Annotated in this window: 19 protein-coding genes and 1 tRNA gene; 10 read left to right on the top strand and 10 right to left on the bottom strand. The window is 60.8% G+C overall.

Translation table 11 applies throughout. The features are described from left to right. Positions 1-57 precede the first annotated feature (57 nt). The 9 genes from ACFSM5_RS15920 to ACFSM5_RS15960 all read right to left on the bottom strand — a co-directional run bounded on the left by ACFSM5_RS15920 (position 58) and on the right by ACFSM5_RS15960 (position 7,722). Positions 58-558: a PAS domain-containing protein gene (locus ACFSM5_RS15920; protein ID WP_379877474.1), complete on the bottom strand. Its 501-nt coding sequence runs from the start codon at positions 556-558 to the stop codon at positions 58-60. Between the two features lie 89 nt (positions 559-647). Further along, positions 648-926: a hypothetical protein gene (locus tag ACFSM5_RS15925; RefSeq protein WP_379877475.1), complete on the bottom strand. Its 279-nt coding sequence runs from the start codon at positions 924-926 to the stop codon at positions 648-650. A 205-nt stretch (positions 927-1,131) separates the two neighbouring features. Then, complete coding sequence (locus ACFSM5_RS15930; RefSeq protein WP_379877476.1) at positions 1,132-1,743, bottom strand: XRE family transcriptional regulator; 612 nt, start codon at positions 1,741-1,743, stop codon at positions 1,132-1,134. Positions 1,744-1,881: 138 nt separating this feature from the next. Further along, positions 1,882-1,957 (bottom strand) — tRNA-Lys (locus tag ACFSM5_RS15935). 82 nt (positions 1,958-2,039) lie between these two features. After that, positions 2,040-3,188 carry a rod shape-determining protein RodA gene (gene rodA / locus ACFSM5_RS15940; protein WP_379877478.1) on the bottom strand — a complete coding sequence of 383 codons (1,149 nt, stop codon included), beginning with the start codon at positions 3,186-3,188 and terminating at the stop codon, positions 2,040-2,042. Further along, positions 3,185-5,191, bottom strand: a complete 2,007-nt coding sequence (gene mrdA, locus ACFSM5_RS15945) for a penicillin-binding protein 2 (RefSeq protein WP_379877479.1) — start codon at positions 5,189-5,191, stop codon at positions 3,185-3,187. Before mrdA ends, rodA begins: the two co-directional genes overlap by 4 nt. Before the next feature lie 11 nt (positions 5,192-5,202). Next, entirely contained in the window at positions 5,203-5,718 is a 516-nt protein-coding gene (mreD, locus tag ACFSM5_RS15950; protein WP_379877480.1) for a rod shape-determining protein MreD, read from the bottom strand. Next, complete coding sequence (mreC, locus tag ACFSM5_RS15955) at positions 5,715-6,572, bottom strand: rod shape-determining protein MreC (protein ID WP_379877481.1); 858 nt, start codon at positions 6,570-6,572, stop codon at positions 5,715-5,717. The genes mreD and mreC overlap by 4 nt, the downstream gene beginning before the upstream one ends. Positions 6,573-6,681: 109 nt before the next feature. After that, positions 6,682-7,722, bottom strand: a complete 1,041-nt coding sequence (locus tag ACFSM5_RS15960; RefSeq protein WP_379877482.1) for a rod shape-determining protein — start codon at positions 7,720-7,722, stop codon at positions 6,682-6,684. Between the two features lie 264 nt (positions 7,723-7,986). Here ACFSM5_RS15960 and ACFSM5_RS15965 point away from each other — a divergent pair, with 264 nt between their 5' ends. The 8 genes from ACFSM5_RS15965 (at position 7,987) to ACFSM5_RS16000 (ending at position 14,328) form a co-directional block, all read left to right on the top strand. Continuing rightward, positions 7,987-8,805, top strand: a complete 819-nt coding sequence (locus tag ACFSM5_RS15965; RefSeq protein WP_379877483.1) for a universal stress protein — start codon at positions 7,987-7,989, stop codon at positions 8,803-8,805. Continuing rightward, positions 8,802-9,959 (top strand): ABC transporter permease, encoded by a 1,158-nt coding sequence (locus ACFSM5_RS15970; protein ID WP_379877484.1) that lies wholly within the window; start codon positions 8,802-8,804, stop codon positions 9,957-9,959. Before ACFSM5_RS15965 ends, ACFSM5_RS15970 begins: the two co-directional genes overlap by 4 nt. Further along, positions 9,960-10,718 carry an ABC transporter ATP-binding protein gene (locus tag ACFSM5_RS15975; RefSeq protein ID WP_417498527.1) on the top strand — a complete coding sequence of 253 codons (759 nt, stop codon included), beginning with the start codon at positions 9,960-9,962 and terminating at the stop codon, positions 10,716-10,718. A gap of 4 nt (positions 10,719-10,722) precedes the next feature. Further along, entirely contained in the window at positions 10,723-11,745 is a 1,023-nt protein-coding gene (locus ACFSM5_RS15980; protein WP_379877485.1) for an MlaD family protein, read from the top strand. Continuing rightward, a complete protein-coding gene (locus ACFSM5_RS15985) occupies positions 11,742-12,359 on the top strand; it encodes a PqiC family protein (RefSeq protein WP_379877486.1) in 618 nt (205 codons plus the stop codon). The genes ACFSM5_RS15980 and ACFSM5_RS15985 overlap by 4 nt, the downstream gene beginning before the upstream one ends. Further along, complete coding sequence (locus ACFSM5_RS15990; RefSeq protein WP_379877487.1) at positions 12,359-12,991, top strand: aspartate/glutamate racemase family protein; 633 nt, start codon at positions 12,359-12,361, stop codon at positions 12,989-12,991. Before ACFSM5_RS15985 ends, ACFSM5_RS15990 begins: the two co-directional genes overlap by 1 nt. Before the next feature lie 137 nt (positions 12,992-13,128). Further along, entirely contained in the window at positions 13,129-13,680 is a 552-nt protein-coding gene (locus tag ACFSM5_RS15995; protein WP_379877488.1) for a hypothetical protein, read from the top strand. Between the two features lie 66 nt (positions 13,681-13,746). Then, positions 13,747-14,328, top strand: a complete 582-nt coding sequence (locus ACFSM5_RS16000; RefSeq protein ID WP_379877489.1) for a hypothetical protein — start codon at positions 13,747-13,749, stop codon at positions 14,326-14,328. 1 nt (position 14,329) lies between these two features. Here ACFSM5_RS16000 and serB read toward each other — a convergent pair whose 3' ends face one another. Further along, positions 14,330-15,193: a phosphoserine phosphatase SerB gene (serB, locus tag ACFSM5_RS16005; RefSeq protein WP_379877490.1), complete on the bottom strand. Its 864-nt coding sequence runs from the start codon at positions 15,191-15,193 to the stop codon at positions 14,330-14,332. Here serB and miaA point away from each other — a divergent pair. Both miaA and ACFSM5_RS16015 read left to right on the top strand, forming a co-directional pair. Next, a complete protein-coding gene (miaA, locus tag ACFSM5_RS16010) occupies positions 15,192-16,136 on the top strand; it encodes a tRNA (adenosine(37)-N6)-dimethylallyltransferase MiaA (protein ID WP_379877491.1) in 945 nt (314 codons plus the stop codon). The two genes, serB and miaA, sit on opposite strands and share 2 nt — an antisense overlap. Before the next feature lie 135 nt (positions 16,137-16,271). Next, positions 16,272-18,038 (top strand): acetolactate synthase 3 large subunit, encoded by a 1,767-nt coding sequence (locus ACFSM5_RS16015; protein WP_379877492.1) that lies wholly within the window; start codon positions 16,272-16,274, stop codon positions 18,036-18,038. The last annotated feature ends 17 nt before the right edge of the window (positions 18,039-18,055 follow it).

Genomic DNA, 18,055 nt, shown 5'->3' on the forward strand with positions numbered 1-18,055 from the left:
CTCTCAATCGCCGTCTATTGGCGCATTGCCGAGACGGCGCTTATCACACGAAAATGGTTAACGAAATGAGCTGTAGCTGCGTTGTTGAGGCACGCCCGAAAAGGCGAAAATCGCCAATACCTGAGTGTAGGTTCGGCCATCGTTGCCGCAGACCGGCAGCAAGGCCACTTCCATGTCCGTATTCTCGTCACCGAAAACCGAAAGTCCCACCGCCCGATGGGGGCGACCGAAGGCGAGCGCCCGGCTGAACAGCGCGTTCAGATGCATCAACTGATCGCCGCTATAGAGCTCGTCAAAGGACAGGCCGGTCAATTCGCGCCGGGCCCGCCGCACCAGCTCGGTCCCCGCCAAGCGGAAATTGAAGCAGGCATTCTGGTTATGCTCGACGATTGCAACATACCCGAGGTTCTCGCGTAAGGCCTCGGGTGGGAAGTCAGTCCGACGCGGTGGCCGCGATGTTGCCAGCCGATCCCAGAGTTCGGTCGCCTTGCGTAGTCTTGGTGCCGAAAAAAGCGGGGACGTTCCCTCGCCTTCGGCGTTGGTCATGTTTCGCAGCATCAGATGTCCTCGGCAGATACGGCGACCTTAAGAGGGGATAGGAGGGGACGCCGCTGGCAGAAGTACCGGCCCTGACAGAACTGCCGGGCTTAGCCGAGGTCGGCCCTGCGTTGGCGTTCGAGGGCGAGTTGTGTCTCAGCATCGGTTCTGGAGCTGCTGTTCACCTTGAAATCGGCCGTCTCTCCTGAACCTGGAGTGGGAGGGAGCCAAGCACGGTAGCTTCGCTCGAGAATGGTCGCATGGATGATCTCGACCACTGCGCCCTCCTGTTGCAGGTCCATGATCTCATCCGCCGTGAGCCCCAGGTCCGGCTCCCCGGCCGCCCAGCAGCGCCGCCAGCCGATTCCCGGCGTGATCCCAGCGGGCATCAATCCCTCCATAGCCAAGCTAAAAGGCGCAGCCGCAAGGGGCGGCGGGTGCGGAAGCGATGAACGGTCAACCATTCCATGGGCGCCTCGTGAAAATCAAAGTTCACTAAATGTTCTCATTCGCGCTATCCTGCCGAGACGGATAAAAATGGTCAAATCAAAAAGTTTCCAAATCGGCAACTTTTTGATTTGACGGCTGAAAGGCTCAGATGGCGTCTTTGGGCAGGCCGAAAAGCACCCGATGCAGCCGCACGTAATCCTGGCGTTCCAGGAAAATCGGTGGGTAGGCCGGATTGAAGCTGCTCAAGGTCAGGCGGCCGGAATCGAGATGGGTTATCGTCTTGATCAGACAGGTGCCGTCACGCAGAAAGACGATGACATCATTGCCGATCCCTACCGGTTTATCCGGGTGAATGTAGGCGATCCAGCCGGGCATATAGCGCGGTTCCATCGACGAATTGACGATATGGACGGCGTAGGCGTCCGGGACGCCTGTCAGTGACCTTGGCCGGGGCACCCATTCGATGATGGCATCGGTAAGCTCGATATCGGCATTCTGCCCGGCGGCTGCGGCTCTCACTGGGACTGTGTCCAGTGCGGCCTGGGGTAGGGGGGACGGCGGCGGACGCTCAGGGGCGAGAAATTCCTTGGGCTCGACCCCCAGCGGCCCGGCAAGCTTGATCATCCAGTCTACGGTCATCCGACGATGGCCGTTTTCCAGCTTGCTGAGCGTTCCCCGATCCGTCCCAATGGCAGCCGCCAGCGCCTCCAGTGTCATGCCGGATGCTTTGCGGAGGGTTTTGAGGTGATTGGTCATAAGCAATAAGGTTGGCGCTCAGGATGACGAAGTTGCCAATTTAGCATCGAAGGCTTGCCGACGAAATCGATCAGAGAGCGACAAAGAAAAACCCCCGGAAACGCTATGTTTCCAGGGGTTTCACGCCTACCGGCCGATTGGTGGGCACACACAGACTCGAACTGTGGACCCGCTGATTAAGAGTCAGCTGCTCTACCAACTGAGCTATGTGCCCGCAAGGTTGCGGCGGCGTGGCGGGTGTATAGCGGTCCCAAGGCCAAAGGCGCAAGGGTTTTTTGCGCCCGCTCGCACAAAAATTATCCGTCCTCGAATCCGCGTCGTCCAAGTCGTGTATCGCGATGAATCCACACGTTCATCAGCAGCCCGAATCCGAGCATCGTCACCATCATGGAAGAGCCGCCATAGGATACCATCGGCAGCGGCACGCCCTTGGCCGGGATCATGCCCATCACCATGGCGGTATTGATGAAGAGCGACAGGAAGAGGTGCGTTACGACCCCCACGCCCACCAGCTTCCCGAACAGCGAAGATGAGCGGAAAGCGATGGCATAGCCATAGATGATGATCAGCACATAGATCGATAGCAGGGCCACCGCGCCGATCATGCCGAATTCCTCGGCCAGCATGGTGAAGATGAAGTCGGTCTGCTTTTCGGGCAGGAAGTTCAGGTGGCTCTGGGTCCCCAGCATGAAGCCCTTGCCGGTCACGCCACCGGAGCCAAGTGCGATCTTCGACTGGGTGATGTGATAGCCCGCGCCGAGCGGATCGCGACCGGGATCCAGGAAGGTCAGTACCCGTTCCTTCTGATAATCGCGCAGGAAGGTCCAGCCGATGGGGGCTGCCGCTGCTGCCCCGGCCATACCGAGGCCGAACAGCCACCAACGCCCGCCCGCAGCCCATAGGACGCCCGCCGAGCCCGCGATCAGCATCAGGGCCGAGCCTAAGTCCGGCTGCTTGACGACCAGCGCCACCGGCAGTGCCACCAGCAGGGCTGGAACGGTAAGGGTGGTGATGAAGCGGCCCATATTCTCGATGGTGATACCGTGGAACCAGCGCGCGAGGCACAGGACCAGCACGATCTTCATCAGCTCGGACGGCTGTAACTGGAAAAACCCGAGATCGAGCCAGCGCTGCGCGCCCATGCCGACCTTGCCTTGCAGCTCCACCGCGACCAGCATCACCAGCGTTGCGGCATAGAGCGCATAACACCAGCGCATCCAGAAGCGGATATCGACCACGGCGACCACGATCATGATCACCAGACCGACAGCGAACCGCTTGAGCTGCGCACTGGCCCAGGGGTCCATCTTGCCGCCCGCTGCCGAATAAAGCATGGCGAAACCTGCGCAGGACAGCGCGCAGATCATCAGCACCAGCAGCCAATTGACCTGCCACAGCTTCTGCCCCAGGGACAGTTCCTTGCGGCCGATATCCCAGCCGCTCATCCGAAGAAACCGCCCTTGGGGAAGAAGGAGCTGCCGCCGACCCCGCCATGGGGATGGTTCGGGTCATCGCAGCAGAAGGAGAAGCTGTTGCCGCCGCCAAAGCCGCCAACGCTGCCGGGGTTGAGTGCGGCGGATCGGCGGGCGATATCGGCCGACTGCCAGTATTGTTCGCGCTTCTGGGTTTCCAGCAGCACATCGCGGGCAATGGGAGCTGCCGCCGAACTGCCGCCGCCGCCATGTTCGACGATCAGCGCACAGGCATAGCGTGGCGACTGTACGGGCGCGAAGGCGACGAAGAGCGCATGGTCGCGGAAGCGCCAGGGCAGATCCTCGTTCTTGCGCACGCCTCGCTCACGTTCCGCCATCGAGATGGCCTTGACCTGGGCGCTGCCGGTCTTGCCTGCCAATTCAAAGCCAGGCTCGGTGATGCGGGCCTTATAAGCGGTGCCGCGTGGCTCGTTTGAAACGCCGTTCATGCCCATCATCACGGCTTTCAGGTGCGCCGGATTGAGGCCCATGGAAGGGTAGGGTGGTTGGTTGGGCAGATTGGGCTTCTTGCCATTGATGCGGCGGGTCAGGTGCGGGACCACGGCAAAGCCGCCGTTGGCAAGCCGGGCGGTCATGGTGGCGAGCTGCAGCGGCGTGGCCAGAATCATGCCCTGACCGATCCCGGCATTCAGCGTCTCGCCCTGGGGCCACGCGCCACCGCGCTTGGCGCGGAACCACTCACGGGTCGGAATCAGGCCGGGACGCTCGCCAGGTAGATCCAGAGCCAGTTGCTTGCCCAGGCCCATGCGCCGGGCCATATCGGCCAGCCGGTCGATGCCGACGCGCCGGGCGATTTCGTAATAATAGACGTCGCAGGAATACATCATGCCTTCATGCAAGGAGACCGGCCCATGGCCGCCCTTGTATTTCCAGCAATGGAAGAGGCGATTGCCAAACTCCATATGGCCGGGGCACGAGATGATGGTGGACGGTGTGACGACCCCCGCTTCCAGCGCGGCCAGCGACGTCACGATCTTGAAGGTCGATCCCGGCGGATATTGTCCGGCGATGGCCTTGTTGGTCAGCGGCGACTTTGGGTTCGACAGCAGCTCTTCCCAGTCGCGGGCATTGATACCGGCCGCGAAAGTGTTCGGGTCGAAGGCGGGCGCGGACACCATGGCGAGAACCTCGCCGTTATGGATATCCATAACAACGACGGCCGCGCTCTCTTCGCCCACGCGCTGGCGGATATATTCCTGCAGGCCGATGTCCAGCGTCAGCTCGACATCGCGGCCCGGCTGGCCTTCGTTGCGGTTGAGTTCACGGATGACGCGGCCGACGGCATTGACCTCAACCTGGGAGGAGCCCGCCCCGCCACGCAGGACCGTATCGTGGATCTTTTCGACGCCGTTCTTGCCGATACGGAAGTCGGGAAGATCCAGCAGGGGATCATCGCCGCCGTCTTTCAGCTCGCTTTCCGAGACGGCGCCGACATACCCCAGAATATGGCCGACAGCTTCGGTATGAGGATAGAGGCGGCTCTGGCCCACATCGATGGAGATGCCGGGGAGGTCCGGGGCATTGACCTCCAGCTTGGCGACATCTTCCCAGGACAGGTTTTCGCGCACGACCACCGGCACGAAGGCGCGTTTGCGCTTCACCTCGCGCAGGACACGGCGGTGGTCGCCTTCGGTTACTTCGATCAGCTTGCCCAGCTGTTCCAGGGTAACCTCGATATTGCCGGCCTGCTCGCGCACCAGGACCACGCGATAATTCAGACGGTTTGTCGCCAGCGTTTCGCCCAGTCGGTCGAGAATACGACCTCTGGGCGGCACCAGCAGCTTGAGGTTCATGCGGTTGTCTTCGGCGAGTGTCGCGTATTTATCGCTCTCGACCACCTGCAGATAATAAAGACGCCCGATCAGAGCCGACAGAAGCGCAGCCTTGCCCGCGCCGAGCAGCAGGGCCCGGCGGGTGAAAAAACGGTCGCGATCATTGTCGCGTGGGCGCGGCAAGGGCAGTCCTCTTAGGTCGTCGGCGGCAGGATGCGCCGGTGGGTTCGCACGAAGAACCACACTAATAGCGGAAACAAAAGCAGGCTCGTTACAAATTGCGCGGCGATCTGCGGCAGCGGCAATAGCCGCCAGGACAGGATCGAAACGATGAACCAGGTCAGGGCCGAGGTAACGGACAGCACGATCAAAAACCCGGTCCAGGTTAGGACGAAGGGCTTGCCGACAAAGGCCCGCCGCTGGGTAAGTACCGAAGCGTAGACGCCCAGCAGCAGGAAGGGGGTAAGTCCCAGATGTCCGCCCGTCAGCAGATCCTGCGTCAGGCCTATGGCAAAGATGGCTAGCGGCGGCATGAGGTCTGGCCGATAGATCGTCCAATAGAAGACGGACATCAGAGTCAGGTGCGGATAAACCACCAGCCCGTTCGGCATACTGATCGGAATAATGCTGATAACGGCCAATGCCAGGGTGATTGTCGCCGGGGTGGTTCCCCGGATGATCAGACCCAGCCGCGCAAGCGGCAGCATCATGGCTGCGGTCCGGTCGCCTTCAGTTCCAGCTTGGCGCGCGGATCGAAGGGGCCGGTCAGCCCATAGTCGAGCAAGCGGATATGCTCCAGGCGCTGCCAGTCGGCATAGGGGCGAACCAGAACGCCACGTTCGCTTATCTGGCTGACGACACCAATCGGAAGGCCCGGCGGCAGAAGACCGCCATGACCGGAAGTGACCACACGGTCGCCGAGCTGGATCTGGGCTTCCTGGCGCAGATAGAGGAGCTTGGGAACGGCGCTATTGTCGCCTGCCAGCACCGCCCGTTCGCGGCTGCCTTCAACGATGACCGGCACTTTGCTGTTCAAGTCGGTGATCAACAGCACGCGGGAGGTCTGCGAGCCAACCTCGGTCACGCGCCCCACCATGCCTTCGCCGGTCACGGCGGCCTGACCCTTGCTCACCCCATGATCGGCGCCGACGGATACCAGCACATTGCGCACATATGAGCCGCCTGCGTCGGCGATGACGCGGCCGGTGATCTGGTTTCCTTCGGGCGGGGGGGCGTAATTCAGCATGTCGCGCAGGGCGCGGTTTTCCGCATCGAGCCGCTGGGCGGCGTCGTACCAGTTCCGCAGCTTGGTGACCTCGGCCCGCAAAGCCTGATTTTCCGAGCGGAGATCAAGCAGGGTGCGTGCTTCGAGCGCCGTCTCGTTGATGGCATCAACGGGACGCGAGAGGAAGCGGTGGAGCGGCGCGAAGAAGTCGACCGTTGCCATCCGCGCCTGTTCCAGGACACCGAATTCAGCGCGGCTGACCACCAGGAGCATTAAGGAAATCGCAACCAATCCGGCGAAGGCGACACGATGGGCGGCCACCCGAAGGGGGGCTGTCATGCGTACTGCCGTCTGCGACCGTGCTTTCATGCGGCTATTAATCGCGTCGTCTTAGATCCCAGCAGCTTAGGCCGGACCTTGGTTGCTTTCGTTAGTGAGCCTACTACAATTAGTAGGCGGTCGATAGAACATTCCGCAGCGTCGACATTTCTTCCAGGCACCGACCGGTCCCCAGGGCGACGCAAGACAGCGGATCGTCGGCAATCGACACCGGCAGGCCCGTCGCATGGCGCAGGACAAGGTCCAGGTTCGAGAGCAAGGCGCCACCACCGGTCAGCACGATACCCTTGTCGACGATATCCGCGGCCAGTTCCGGTGCGGTGTGTTCCAGGGCAACCTTGACGGCTTCGACGATCTGACTGACAGGTTCGGCAAGACTTTCAGCGATCTGGCGTTCCGAGATCAGCAGTTCCTTCGGAACGCCGTTCATCAGATCGCGGCCCTTTATTTCCATCTGACGGCCTTCGCCATCTTCGGGCGGGCAGGCAGACCCGATTTCCTTCTTGATCCGCTCGGCAGAGCCTTCACCGATCAGCAGGTTATGCATACGGCGGATGTAGGCGATGATCGCTTCATCCATCTTGTCGCCGCCGACGCGGACCGAACGGGCATAGACGATGCCGCCCAGCGACAGCACGGCGACTTCCGTCGTGCCGCCGCCGATATCGACGACCATCGAGCCGGTCGGTTCAGTGACGGGCAGGCCGGCGCCGATGGCGGCGGCCATGGGTTCTTCGATCAGGAACACCTGACGGGCGCCGGCGCTCTCGGCACTTTCCTGGATCGCGCGGCGCTCGACGGCGGTGGAGCCGGAGGGCACGCAGATGATGATCTTCGGGCTGGCGAAGCGGCTACCGCGATGAACCTTGCGGATGAAGTGCTTGATCATCTCTTCGGCGACTTCGAAGTCGGCGATGACGCCGTCACGTAGCGGGCGGATAGCCTGGATGTTGCCGGGAGTTCGACCCAGCATCAGCTTGGCTTCGTCGCCGACAGCCAGCACCTGGCGTTTGCCACGGACGGTCGCGATGGCGACCACCGAAGGCTCGTTGAGCACAATGCCGCGATTTTTGACATAGACGAGGGTGTTGGCAGTGCCAAGGTCCACCGCCATGTCGGCGGACATCCAGCCAAGGATCCGGTTCAGCATATCGCGAGTACTAACCTTATAAAACGCGTGAGCGGCCGTTGAACACTGGCGAAAGGGGGCACGAAGCATCTGCGGGGAGTGTATATAGACATAAAACCGCAGGCGCGCCCTCTGGCCGCCGGAACATGAGACAGGTGTACGCCGAACAGCCGATCAGCGGCAATGCCTTTTTCGTGACCTAGCCTCCCGCATTCAGCTTGGCAAATCGCCATTTTCCAGCCACATGTTGAGTGCAAGAAGGAAATCATCGGAAGGAGGCTACCGATGCGCACAATCCTAGCAATTCTCTGGAGCGAGCCAACCGCTCCCATGGTTCTTGATCTGGCGACGCGAGTCGCCAAGACATTCAACAGCCATGTCACCGGCCTCGCCGTGCGCCCGACATTCGAAAGTTTTATCCCGTCGGGCGATTTCGGATTGGCTTTGTCACAGGACTACATCGAGCGGATTCAGGCCGAAGCGGCCACCCGTGTCGGCCGTCTGCGCGAGATGTTTCTCGCCCATGCCGGGCGCTCGGGGCTGGATCATGGCTGGATCGAGGGCGAAGGCTCTTCAGCATCCACCATCGCCAATGTCGGCCGTCTCTATGACGTCGCCATCCTGGCCCGCCCCGATATCGGCGGTTCGGCTGAGCCGGAGATCATGCTCGAGGCTGCCTTGTTCGAAACGGGGCGCCCGATTCTGGTTGCCCCGCCGACGCTGCCGCCTGAAACCGGCCGCCGGATCATGATCGCCTGGAACGGGTCGTCCGAAACCGCGCGCACCATGTCCGACAGCCTGCCGCTGCTGAAGGCGGCGGAGGAGGTCCATGTGGTCTCCGTCGATAGCGGGATGGTTCCGGGGCCGGGCAGCGCTGATGTGGCCCGCTATCTTGAACGCCACGATATCCGGGCGACCCACGCCCATGTGGCGGCCGGGGATCGTGGGTCGGGCGGTGCCATGCTGGATGAAGCCAAGCGTCTCAACTGCGATCTGATGATCAAGGGCGCCTATACCCAAAGCCGTCTGAAGCAGATGATTTTTGGCGGCGCGACCCAGCACATCCTGAATAACGCCGAAATACCGGTGTTCTTCGCCCATTGACCGACACCGGCATCGCCAAAGCTGCCAATCCTGTCAACCGCCTGGAGGTCTTCCGGGCGGTTGATGGCGTTTGGGAAGTGCGTGCTGTCGGTCGCTGGACCGTCGAAGCGCCCTTGCCCGATCATCAGGAGATCATCCAGGCGATGGAAGATCGGCCGGGTGTCGGAGTTCGGCTTTGCTCCCAAGGGGTCGACGTCTGGGACAGCAGTCTGGTTGCGGTCCTGATGCGCATTGCAGATGCCGCCAGGGCAGGTGGTCGTACTCTGGATGTGAGCCTTTTACCAAATGGCGTTCAGCGTCTGTTGGGGCTCGCGCTTGCCGTGCCGGAGCGCAGCGGCACGGAGCGTAAACCGAAAAAGACGGGTCTGTTCACCGGAACCGGCGTCGCGGTTCTGAAACGCTGGCGGTCCTTCAATGATCTGGTTGCCTTCGTTGGCGAATTGATCATCGCAGTCGGTGCTTTTTTTGCGGGGACGGCGCGTTTTCGCTCGGAAGATTTTTGGCTGGCGGTAGAGGCGAGCGGTGCACGTGCGCTGCCCATCGTCACCATCATCGCCCTTTTGATCGGCATGATCTTCGCCTTCGTGGGCGCGGTTCAGCTCCGTCAGTTCGGGGCGGATATCTATGTCGCGAATCTCGTTGCCGTCGCCATGAGCCGGGAAATGGGAGCGGTGATGACCGCTATCGTGCTGGCCGGGCGCACCGGCGCTGCCTTTGCCGCCCATATCAGTGCGATGCAAGGCAACGAGGAGGTGGACGCCCTCACCTCTCTGGGCTTGTCTCCCATGCAGTTCCTGGTGGTGCCGCGTGTGATGGCGCTGGTGCTGATGATGCCGTTTCTGACCCTTTATGCCGATCTCATGGGCATTCTGGGGGGGCTGATCGTTGCAGCAGGCATGCTGAACGTTACGATGGTCGGCTATATCACCCAGACGACCTTGGCGATTGGTCCTACCGACGTGGCTATCGGTCTGGTCAAAAGCCTGTTCTTCGGCGCGCTAGTGGCGATGGCCGGGTGCCGGGCCGGCATGCGGTCGGGCCGGTCCGCTGCGGCTGTCGGCGATGCAACGACGAAGGCCGTGGTCAGCGGCATTCTTTACATCATCATTTGCGACGCAATTTTCGCCGTGCTTCTACAGCGCCTGGGGATTTGAGTGGTCGAGAATAAACCCCGTATCGAGGTTTGCGATCTCGACATGATCTTCGGCGACTATGTCGTCCAGAAAGATCTCAATTTCGAGATCGCGCGGGGCGAGATCTTCGTGATCATGGGCGGATCGGGTTGCGGCAAAAGCACCTTGATGAAGCATATGACGGGCCTTATCCGGCCCAAGCGCGGCACCGTGCGCTATGACGGCGAGAGCTATTGGGAGGCCAGCGACGAGCGCCGGGCCGAACTGGGGCGGCGCATGGGCATTCTGTTCCAGTCCGGCGCGCTCTGGTCCAGCATGACCCTGGCCGAAAATGTGGCGCTGCCCCTGGAGCAATATACCGAACTGTCGGACCGCGATATCGCCGAACTGGTGTCGGTCAAGCTGGCGCTGGTGGGACTGCGAGGGTTCGAAGAGTTTTTTCCGAGCGAGATCAGCGGCGGCATGCGCAAGAGAGCCGGTCTTGCCCGCGCCATCGCGCTGGATCCGGATATTCTGTTTTTCGATGAGCCTTCGGCGGGGCTCGATCCCATCTCTTCCCGCAGGCTCGACGATCTGATCCTGCAGTTACGCGACAGTCTGGGATCGACCATCGTCATGGTGACGCATGAATTACCGTCGATCTTTACCGTTGCTGATAATTCGATTTTTCTGGACGCCGAAACACGAACCGCGATAGCCCACGGCAATCCGCGCGAGCTTGCCGCGAATAGCGATCTGCCCGCGGTCAGGCGTTTCCTGAGCCGCGGCGAGAAGGAGTGATACGATGGGCCTGCGCGCCAATCCGCGCCTGATCGGCGGCTTTGTTATCGGCGGCGGTGTGCTGGCCGTGCTGGCCGTCTTCATGTTTTCCGGGGCCAATATCTTCAGTCGCAAGCAGACAGCCGTCGCCTTTTTCGATGGCTCGGTCGCGGGGCTGAATGTCGGATCGCCCGTTACCTTCCGAGGGGTCAGGGTCGGCTATGTCAAGGCGATCCAGCTGCGCTTCGATCCCAATGCCACCGGCCGTGTCTCCATTCCCGTCTATATGGAATTTGAGGACGGGGCGGTGAATGTCATCGGCTCCGGCACTGTGCCCAAGGTCGAGGACATGGTGGAGCGTGGCCTGCGCGCACGCCTCACGCAGGTCAGTTTCGTCACCGGTCAGCTGATGGTTGAGCTTAATTTCGTGCGCGGAGGCGAACCCCAACTTTCCGGTATCGATCGATCCGTGCCAGAAGTGCCGACCCTGAAGTCGAGCTTCGATCAGGTGCGTGAAACTCTGGAAAGCCTGCCTGTGGCTGAACTAGCGGCGGCGCTGACCCGCAGTGCGGTCAGCCTGGAAAAACTGCTCGCCACGCCAGAAATTCCGCAGATCTTAGCCAACGCTGCCAAGGCTGCCGATTCGATCGCGAAGATGGCAGACACGCTGAACGAAAAGGTAGATCCGCTGGCAAGCGAAGTTCAGAAGGCAACCCAGGCTGCGGCCGCAGCGGCAGACGAGATCCGTCGTTCAATGGAAAGCCTGTCGGGCGATGTCAGGACACTACTGAAACATGCCGATACCGAAGTGGTCGCGCTGTCGGCACAGAGCAAATCGACGCTCAAGCAGCTCGATGCCACGTTAAAAGAAGCGCAGAGCCTGATGGCGGGGGCGGGAGGTCTGGTGGCGCCGGGATCCCCGCAGCGCTATGATCTCGACCAGATCCTGCGCAATCTGGCGGCCAGCACCCGGGCCTTGAAGGCCTTTGCCGAGACGCTGGAACGCAACCCCAATGCCCTGCTGGTGGGCAGGAAAGAGCAGAGATGATCCGTCCGCTTATTTTGGCGAGCGCGCTTTTGGCCCTGTCAGCGTGTGAGGTGCTGAAGAATCAGCAGCTTGGCGCCCCGACGCTTTATGTTTTGAAGGCCGAAGCTGCCGCGGGTGTCGCACCTCCGGTCATCGCGATTTTGCGCCCTGCCGCCATCGTGGTCAGCCCGACGGCCCTGCCGGAGTTTCTCGACCGTGCCGAATTTGTCGAACGGGACGGCGCCAATCAGCTGAAGCCGGTCGATGGGCATCGCTGGGGCGAGCGCCTGGGGGTCGGCGTGACGCGGGTGGTGGCGGAGAATCTTCAGCTGCTGCTGCCGCGCGACCTTGTGACCCCCGCGCCCGGTCGTGGCCGTCAATCCTTCGATTACGAGGTCGGCGTCGATATAGCGCGCTTTGCGCTGAACGAAGGCGGGCGGGCCGAGGTAACGGGTCGTTGGACGGTTCTCGATGCCGAAAGCGGCAAGGTGCTGGCCAGTCAGCAGTTTGCTGAACGCCGCCCCGCCGGTGCCGGTTATGACGGGCAGGTTTCGGCCATGAATGCTAATATGGCGGCGGTTGCAACCTTGATTGCGCAGGCCATTACTGCCTTGCCGCTTCGGACGATCGATTGATGCAGATCGCCTGCCTTCATACTGCCCATAGTAATATAGATGTCTTCAATGCCGCTTTAAAACAGCTTGGCTGGACTGATGTGGTCTTACGCCATTCGGTACGCCCGGATCTACTGGCGGCGGTCGAGAAAGCGGGTGGTCTTACCTCCATGACCGCGACGGATACGATTGCCGCTCTCCATGCCCTGTCATCGCAGGCGGACGCCGTTCTGCTCAGTTGCTCGAGCCTGGGGCCATCTGTTGTTGAAGCGCAGAAGCGGATGAGCATGCCGGTGGTTCGGGCAGACGGAGCCTTGGCCGAAGCCGCACTGAAGGGTGGCCGCAAGGCGGTGGTGCTCTACACGGTTTCGGCGACAGAGGCCGTTACCCGGGCGATTTTTACGGAGATGGCTCGGAAGCATAAGGCCGCGTTTGAACTTCGATTGGTGCCGGGTGCCTGGGATCTTTTCAAGGCAGGCGATCTGGCAGGCTATCTTGCTTGTATAGCCGAGTTTGCTGACGCGGCTTATGCCCAGGGAGCTGCGGTTGTGGCCCTTGGGCAAGCCTCGATGGCCGAAGCGGCCAAACTGTGCAAAAGGGGGGTACCTGTAACCAGCCCTATCGCCAGCCTGCTAGCGGCAGCTGGTCGATGATCTGCTCAGTCAGTTCCTTTCAATCTTACGGAATGCTCGTTCAGCGTTGGTTGAGGGTGTCAGAGGCGCGTTAAAATTGCCTTGACGAGCGATCTGCCTCTTTTAGTAGAGTTCTCGAAAGTACCGGGAGCTCGATTATGCGTTTGCTGGGTTTACTTGTTGGTCTTGTGTTGATTTCTGCTCTGCCCGCCAGGGCTGAGTTTCGTGACGAAGACGTGGCGCAGATTCGGATCGCCCCTACTCCCGAGCTTGCAGCTAGATACCCTATCAGGCGAGGGGTCCAGGTGAACGATTTGGGTGGCGGCGTTATTATTGCGCAATCGGATTCCATTATCTTCGGCGCCAGTAAAACTACCGATAAACCCTATGGCTGGTTCAGTTATCAGACTAATGATAGAGGGCCTTTCAGCTATGAAGCTGCTCGCGATTTCATTCAGATGTTGAGTGATTTTCGCGGCGCAACCATTAGTGATAAAGCTGATCTCGGAAAGATCGAGGGAGCGCTGGGTGAGGTCGAGGTGGTCAAGTTCAAAGCCTTGCGCGGCAATGTCGAACGGTCCTGCGCCTCGTGGCGAGGTTATCAGAATGGAAATCGAACCCTTTTGACCGGATATGCCTGCGCCGCTGTTGACGGTCAGGTGTCGGCGGAATTGCTTGAGGAAGCGTTAAAGGGGATCGTCAAAAGATAATCGTTCCAATTCCCTGAGTTTAGTCGATAGCTAGCGCTAAATATCTTGCACGATGGAAAAAAATTAATGCGTCTTCTTGTTTCTACTTTGGTGGGTTTAGCTTTGTGGACGGGTGCTGCCCAGGCGTCTTGGAGTGAATATCAGCCGGTTCCGCTTGCGGAAGTTCCGATCTCGTCGGCGCTCAAGGGCTGGGAAAGCGGGGATTGGCGAACTGTGGCCCAGCGGCGGACTTTCAATACGATGGATAATACATCCTGCTACTCGGAACATATCTACACGAATTTCAGGAAGGGCAGTTTCTGGGGGACGGTCAACTTCCGGGAAACCCGCGCCCATTGTACCTTCAGCGATACGACCATCAGGGCGATGACAACGAGTTCCAGCTGGTTCCGGGATACCGAAGTTGAATTTGGAACCAATGGTGCTGTGGATAACGGAGCGGCTGAGTATCGCTATCTGATGTTCAGTTCCACCAAGGCCGGTAAACGCACGGAGTGCATGGGGTTCTCCAGCGCCTGGCGGAACTTCGTTTCACAAGGAGTGATCTGCAACTCGGCAGGTTCCCTGACCGAAGCCATGGGCCGGACTTTCCTGCAGTCTCTGAACTATAAGGATTATCTTTCGCCGGTCGCTGGATCCCTCGAGTAAATTATGCTGCGAACTCCGCCTTGCTGTATCCCTGAAGATATAGCAAGGCTGTCAGATCGCCGTGGTCGACCCGGAAGCGGGCGGCTTCGGCGACGACGGGCTTGGCATGGAAGGCAACGCCCAGCCCTGCTGCTGCCAGTAGATCCAGGTCGTTGGCACCATCGCCTACGCCTGCCGTTTGCGACAGATCAAGGCCCAGGCGGGCGGCGACCGACCGTAGGGTCTTTTCCTTGGAAGCGCGATCGAAGACCGGCTCAACGATGGTGCCGGTAAGCTTGCCGTCAGCCAGTTCCAGAATATTACCGTGGGCCTCATCGAAACCGAGGCGCTGGCGCACAGGCTCGGAAAAATAGGTAAAGCCGCCGGTGGCGATGACCGTGTGGCAGCCGTGCTTCTTCAAAGTGGCGATCAAGGTCTTGGCGCCGGCCATGTCCCGGATCTCGGCAGCGCATTTGTCCATGATGGCGAGCGGCAGGTCTTTCAGCATCGCCACCCGTTCCTTGACCGAGGTCGCGAAATCAATCTCGCCCCGCATAGAGCGGCTCGTGATGGCGGCGATCTGGGGGCCGATGCCGATCTCGGCCGCCAGTTCGTCCAGCATCTCATTTTCGATCATGGTCGATTCCATGTCGGCGACCAGCAGCTTTTTGCGGCGACTCGCGGCGGGAACGAAGTTCACATCCACAGCCAGACCGGCTAGAGAGGCGCGAACCTCTGCCCGGGGATCGCTGGACACTGCGAACTCGACCGCTTCACCGGCGGCGAGCACATTGGGTTTGCCCAGGGACGCAGGCAGGTGGGCGAGCGTGTTATCGTCGAGGACATTGCTGCCGGGCTTGGCGGTCAGAACCAGGAACTGAGACATGAGTGCGAGCGTATCCATCGGCGAGCCCAAAAGCGGGCGGGAGAAAACGGCGCTCATCCTGGCGGGTCCGACAGCGAGCGGCAAGTCCGCGCTTGGGATCGAGATTGCAAACCAGACCGGCGGTACGATCATCAATGCCGATGCCAGCCAGATCTATGCCGATCTGACGCTGCTGACCGCCCGGCCGGAAGCCGATGATCTGGCGGCGGCGCCGCACCGGCTTTATGGCGTGTTGCCCGCGACCGATCCCTGCGATGCCCAGCGCTGGAGGGAACTGGCGGTGGCCGCACTGGAGCAGACGGAGGGGCTGCCGATCCTGGTCGGCGGCACCGGGCTTTATATCCGGGCGCTTATGCAGGGCTTCTCCGATATGCCCGAGGTTTCTGCCGAGGTGCGGGCCGAGGCGACGGCCCGTCGAAAGGCTATTGGCCCGGAGGTTTTCCATGCCGAAGTGGCAGCTTTCGATCCAGAAGCTGCCGCGCGCCTGCCTGTTGGGGATACGCAGCGGCTGATCCGCGCCTGGGAAGTTTTCAAGGCGAGCGGTGAGCCGATCTCAAGCTGGATGAAACGCCCGCGCTCCGGTCCCCCCGCTGGCTGGCGCTTTGTCACGGCGGTGGTGGAGCCGACACGCACGATGTTGCATGAGCGGATCAACCGACGCTTCGATCTCATGATGGGGAAGGGGGCGCTGGAAGAAGCGCGGTCCGTTGCTCATCTGGATCCGGCTTTGCCGCTCATGAAGGCGCTTGGAGTGCCGGAATTGCTGGCATATCTGCGGAGCGAGATCGATCTGGCGGCGGCGGTGGAGCAGGCCAAAGCCTCCTCTCGCCAATATGCCAAGCGCCAAAGCACGTGGTTTCGCCATCAGTTGCCCGACGCTTTACGCATCGATCCGCAAGAATCTGTCGCAGGCTTGAGAAAAATCTTCGCGACCCTTGCGTAAAATCGCGTTGACCATTGTAACCTCCCGCCCGTAGCGTGACCCTCCCGCCGCAGCACTTCGTTGCGGCGGTAACTTTAAGAACCCTGTGGGTCTATAAGGCCCGCGATAGAAAAGAAGGGTACGAGGAACAACGCTATGGCCGATACGCGACAGAAGATGACTGGAGCGGAGATCGTGCTGCAAGCGCTGAAGGACCAGGGCGTCGAGATCATTTTCGGCTATCCTGGCGGCGCCGTGCTGCCGATCTACGACGCAATTTTCCAGCAGAACGCGGTACGCCACATTCTCGTACGCCACGAACAGGCTGCGGTGCATTCGGCTGAAGGCTATGCGCGCACGACCGGCAAGGTCGGCTGCGTGCTGGTGACATCCGGTCCCGGCGCGACCAATGCGGTCACCGGTCTGACCGATGCCATGCTCGATAGCGTGCCGCTGGTCTGCTTCACCGGTCAGGTCGCGACCCATCTCATCGGGTCGGACGCTTTCCAGGAATGCGACACCGTCGGCATCACCCGCGCCTGCACCAAACATAATTACCTCGTGAAGGATGTGGACGACCTCGCCCGTATCATCCACGAAGCCTTCTATGTCGCCCGCTCGGGCCGTCCGGGTCCGGTCGTGATCGACCTGCCCAAGGATATCCAGTTCGCGACGGGCACCTACACCTCGCCGGAATCGGTCGAACATCGCACCTATCGCCCCAAGAAGCAGGGCGATGCGGGGCGGATCAATGAGGCGCTGGATCTGTTGGCGTCTGCTAAGCGCCCGGTGATCTATGCCGGTGGCGGCGTCGTGAATTCGGGCGATAAGGCCTGCAAGCTGCTGCAGGAATTCGCCCATGAAACCGGCTTCCCGATTACCCTGACCCTGATGGGGCTGGGTGCCTATCCTGCCTCGGACAAGCAGTTCCTGGGCATGCTCGGCATGCACGGAACCTACGAAGCCAACCTCACGATGCATGACTGCGACGTCATGCTGAACGTGGGTGCGCGCTTCGATGACCGTGTGACCGGCAAGCTCGATCTCTTCTCGCCAGACAGCAAGAAGATCCACATCGATATCGATCCCTCCTCGATCAATAAGACCGTGATGGTCGATGTGCCGGTGGTGGGTGATGTCGCTGAGGTGCTTCAGGCTCTGCTGGATGGCTGGCGCGCGCGCAAAGCCAAGTGGGATGCCGAGGCGAAGTCCGCCTGGTGGGGCCAGATCGAAGAATGGCGCCGTCGCCAGTCGCTCAAGTATCACCAGGGCGGCAGCATCATTAAGCCGCAGCACGCGATCCGCCGTCTGTGGGAGCTTTCCAAGGGCCGCGATACCTACATCACAACCGAAGTGGGTCAGCACCAGATGTGGGCTGCCCAGCACTTCGGCTTTGATGCCCCCAAACATTGGATGACCTCGGGTGGCCTCGGCACCATGGGCTACGGCTTCCCGGCCGCCATCGGTGTGCAGCTTGCCCATCCGGATGCGCTGGTTGTCGATATTGCCGGTGAAGCGTCGATCCTGATGAACATCCAGGAACTCTCGACCGCGGTGCAATACCGCCTGCCGGTCAAGATCTTCATCCTGAACAACCGCTATATGGGCATGGTCCGCCAGTGGCAGGAACTGCTGCACGGTGGGCGCTATTCGGAAAGCTATTCCGAAGCCTTGCCCGATTTCGTGAAGCTGGCAGAGGCTTTTGGCGCTGGTGGCTACCGTGCCGAACGCCTGGATCAGCTTGATGATACCATCAAGGCGATGCTGGCCGATCCGCGTCCCTGCGTGGTCGATATCGCGGTGGACGAGAAGGAAATGTGCTTCCCGATGATCCCATCGGGTCACGGCCATCATGAAATGCTGCTCGGTCCGGAGGATCACGCGGACGAAGACGCGATCGAGGCAGGCAAGATCCTCGTATGAGGATCTTGGCTTCCCTT

It is taken from the genome of Lacibacterium aquatile, assembly GCF_042683105.1.
Classification (GTDB): Bacteria; Pseudomonadota; Alphaproteobacteria; order Elsterales; family Elsteraceae; genus Lacibacterium; species Lacibacterium aquatile.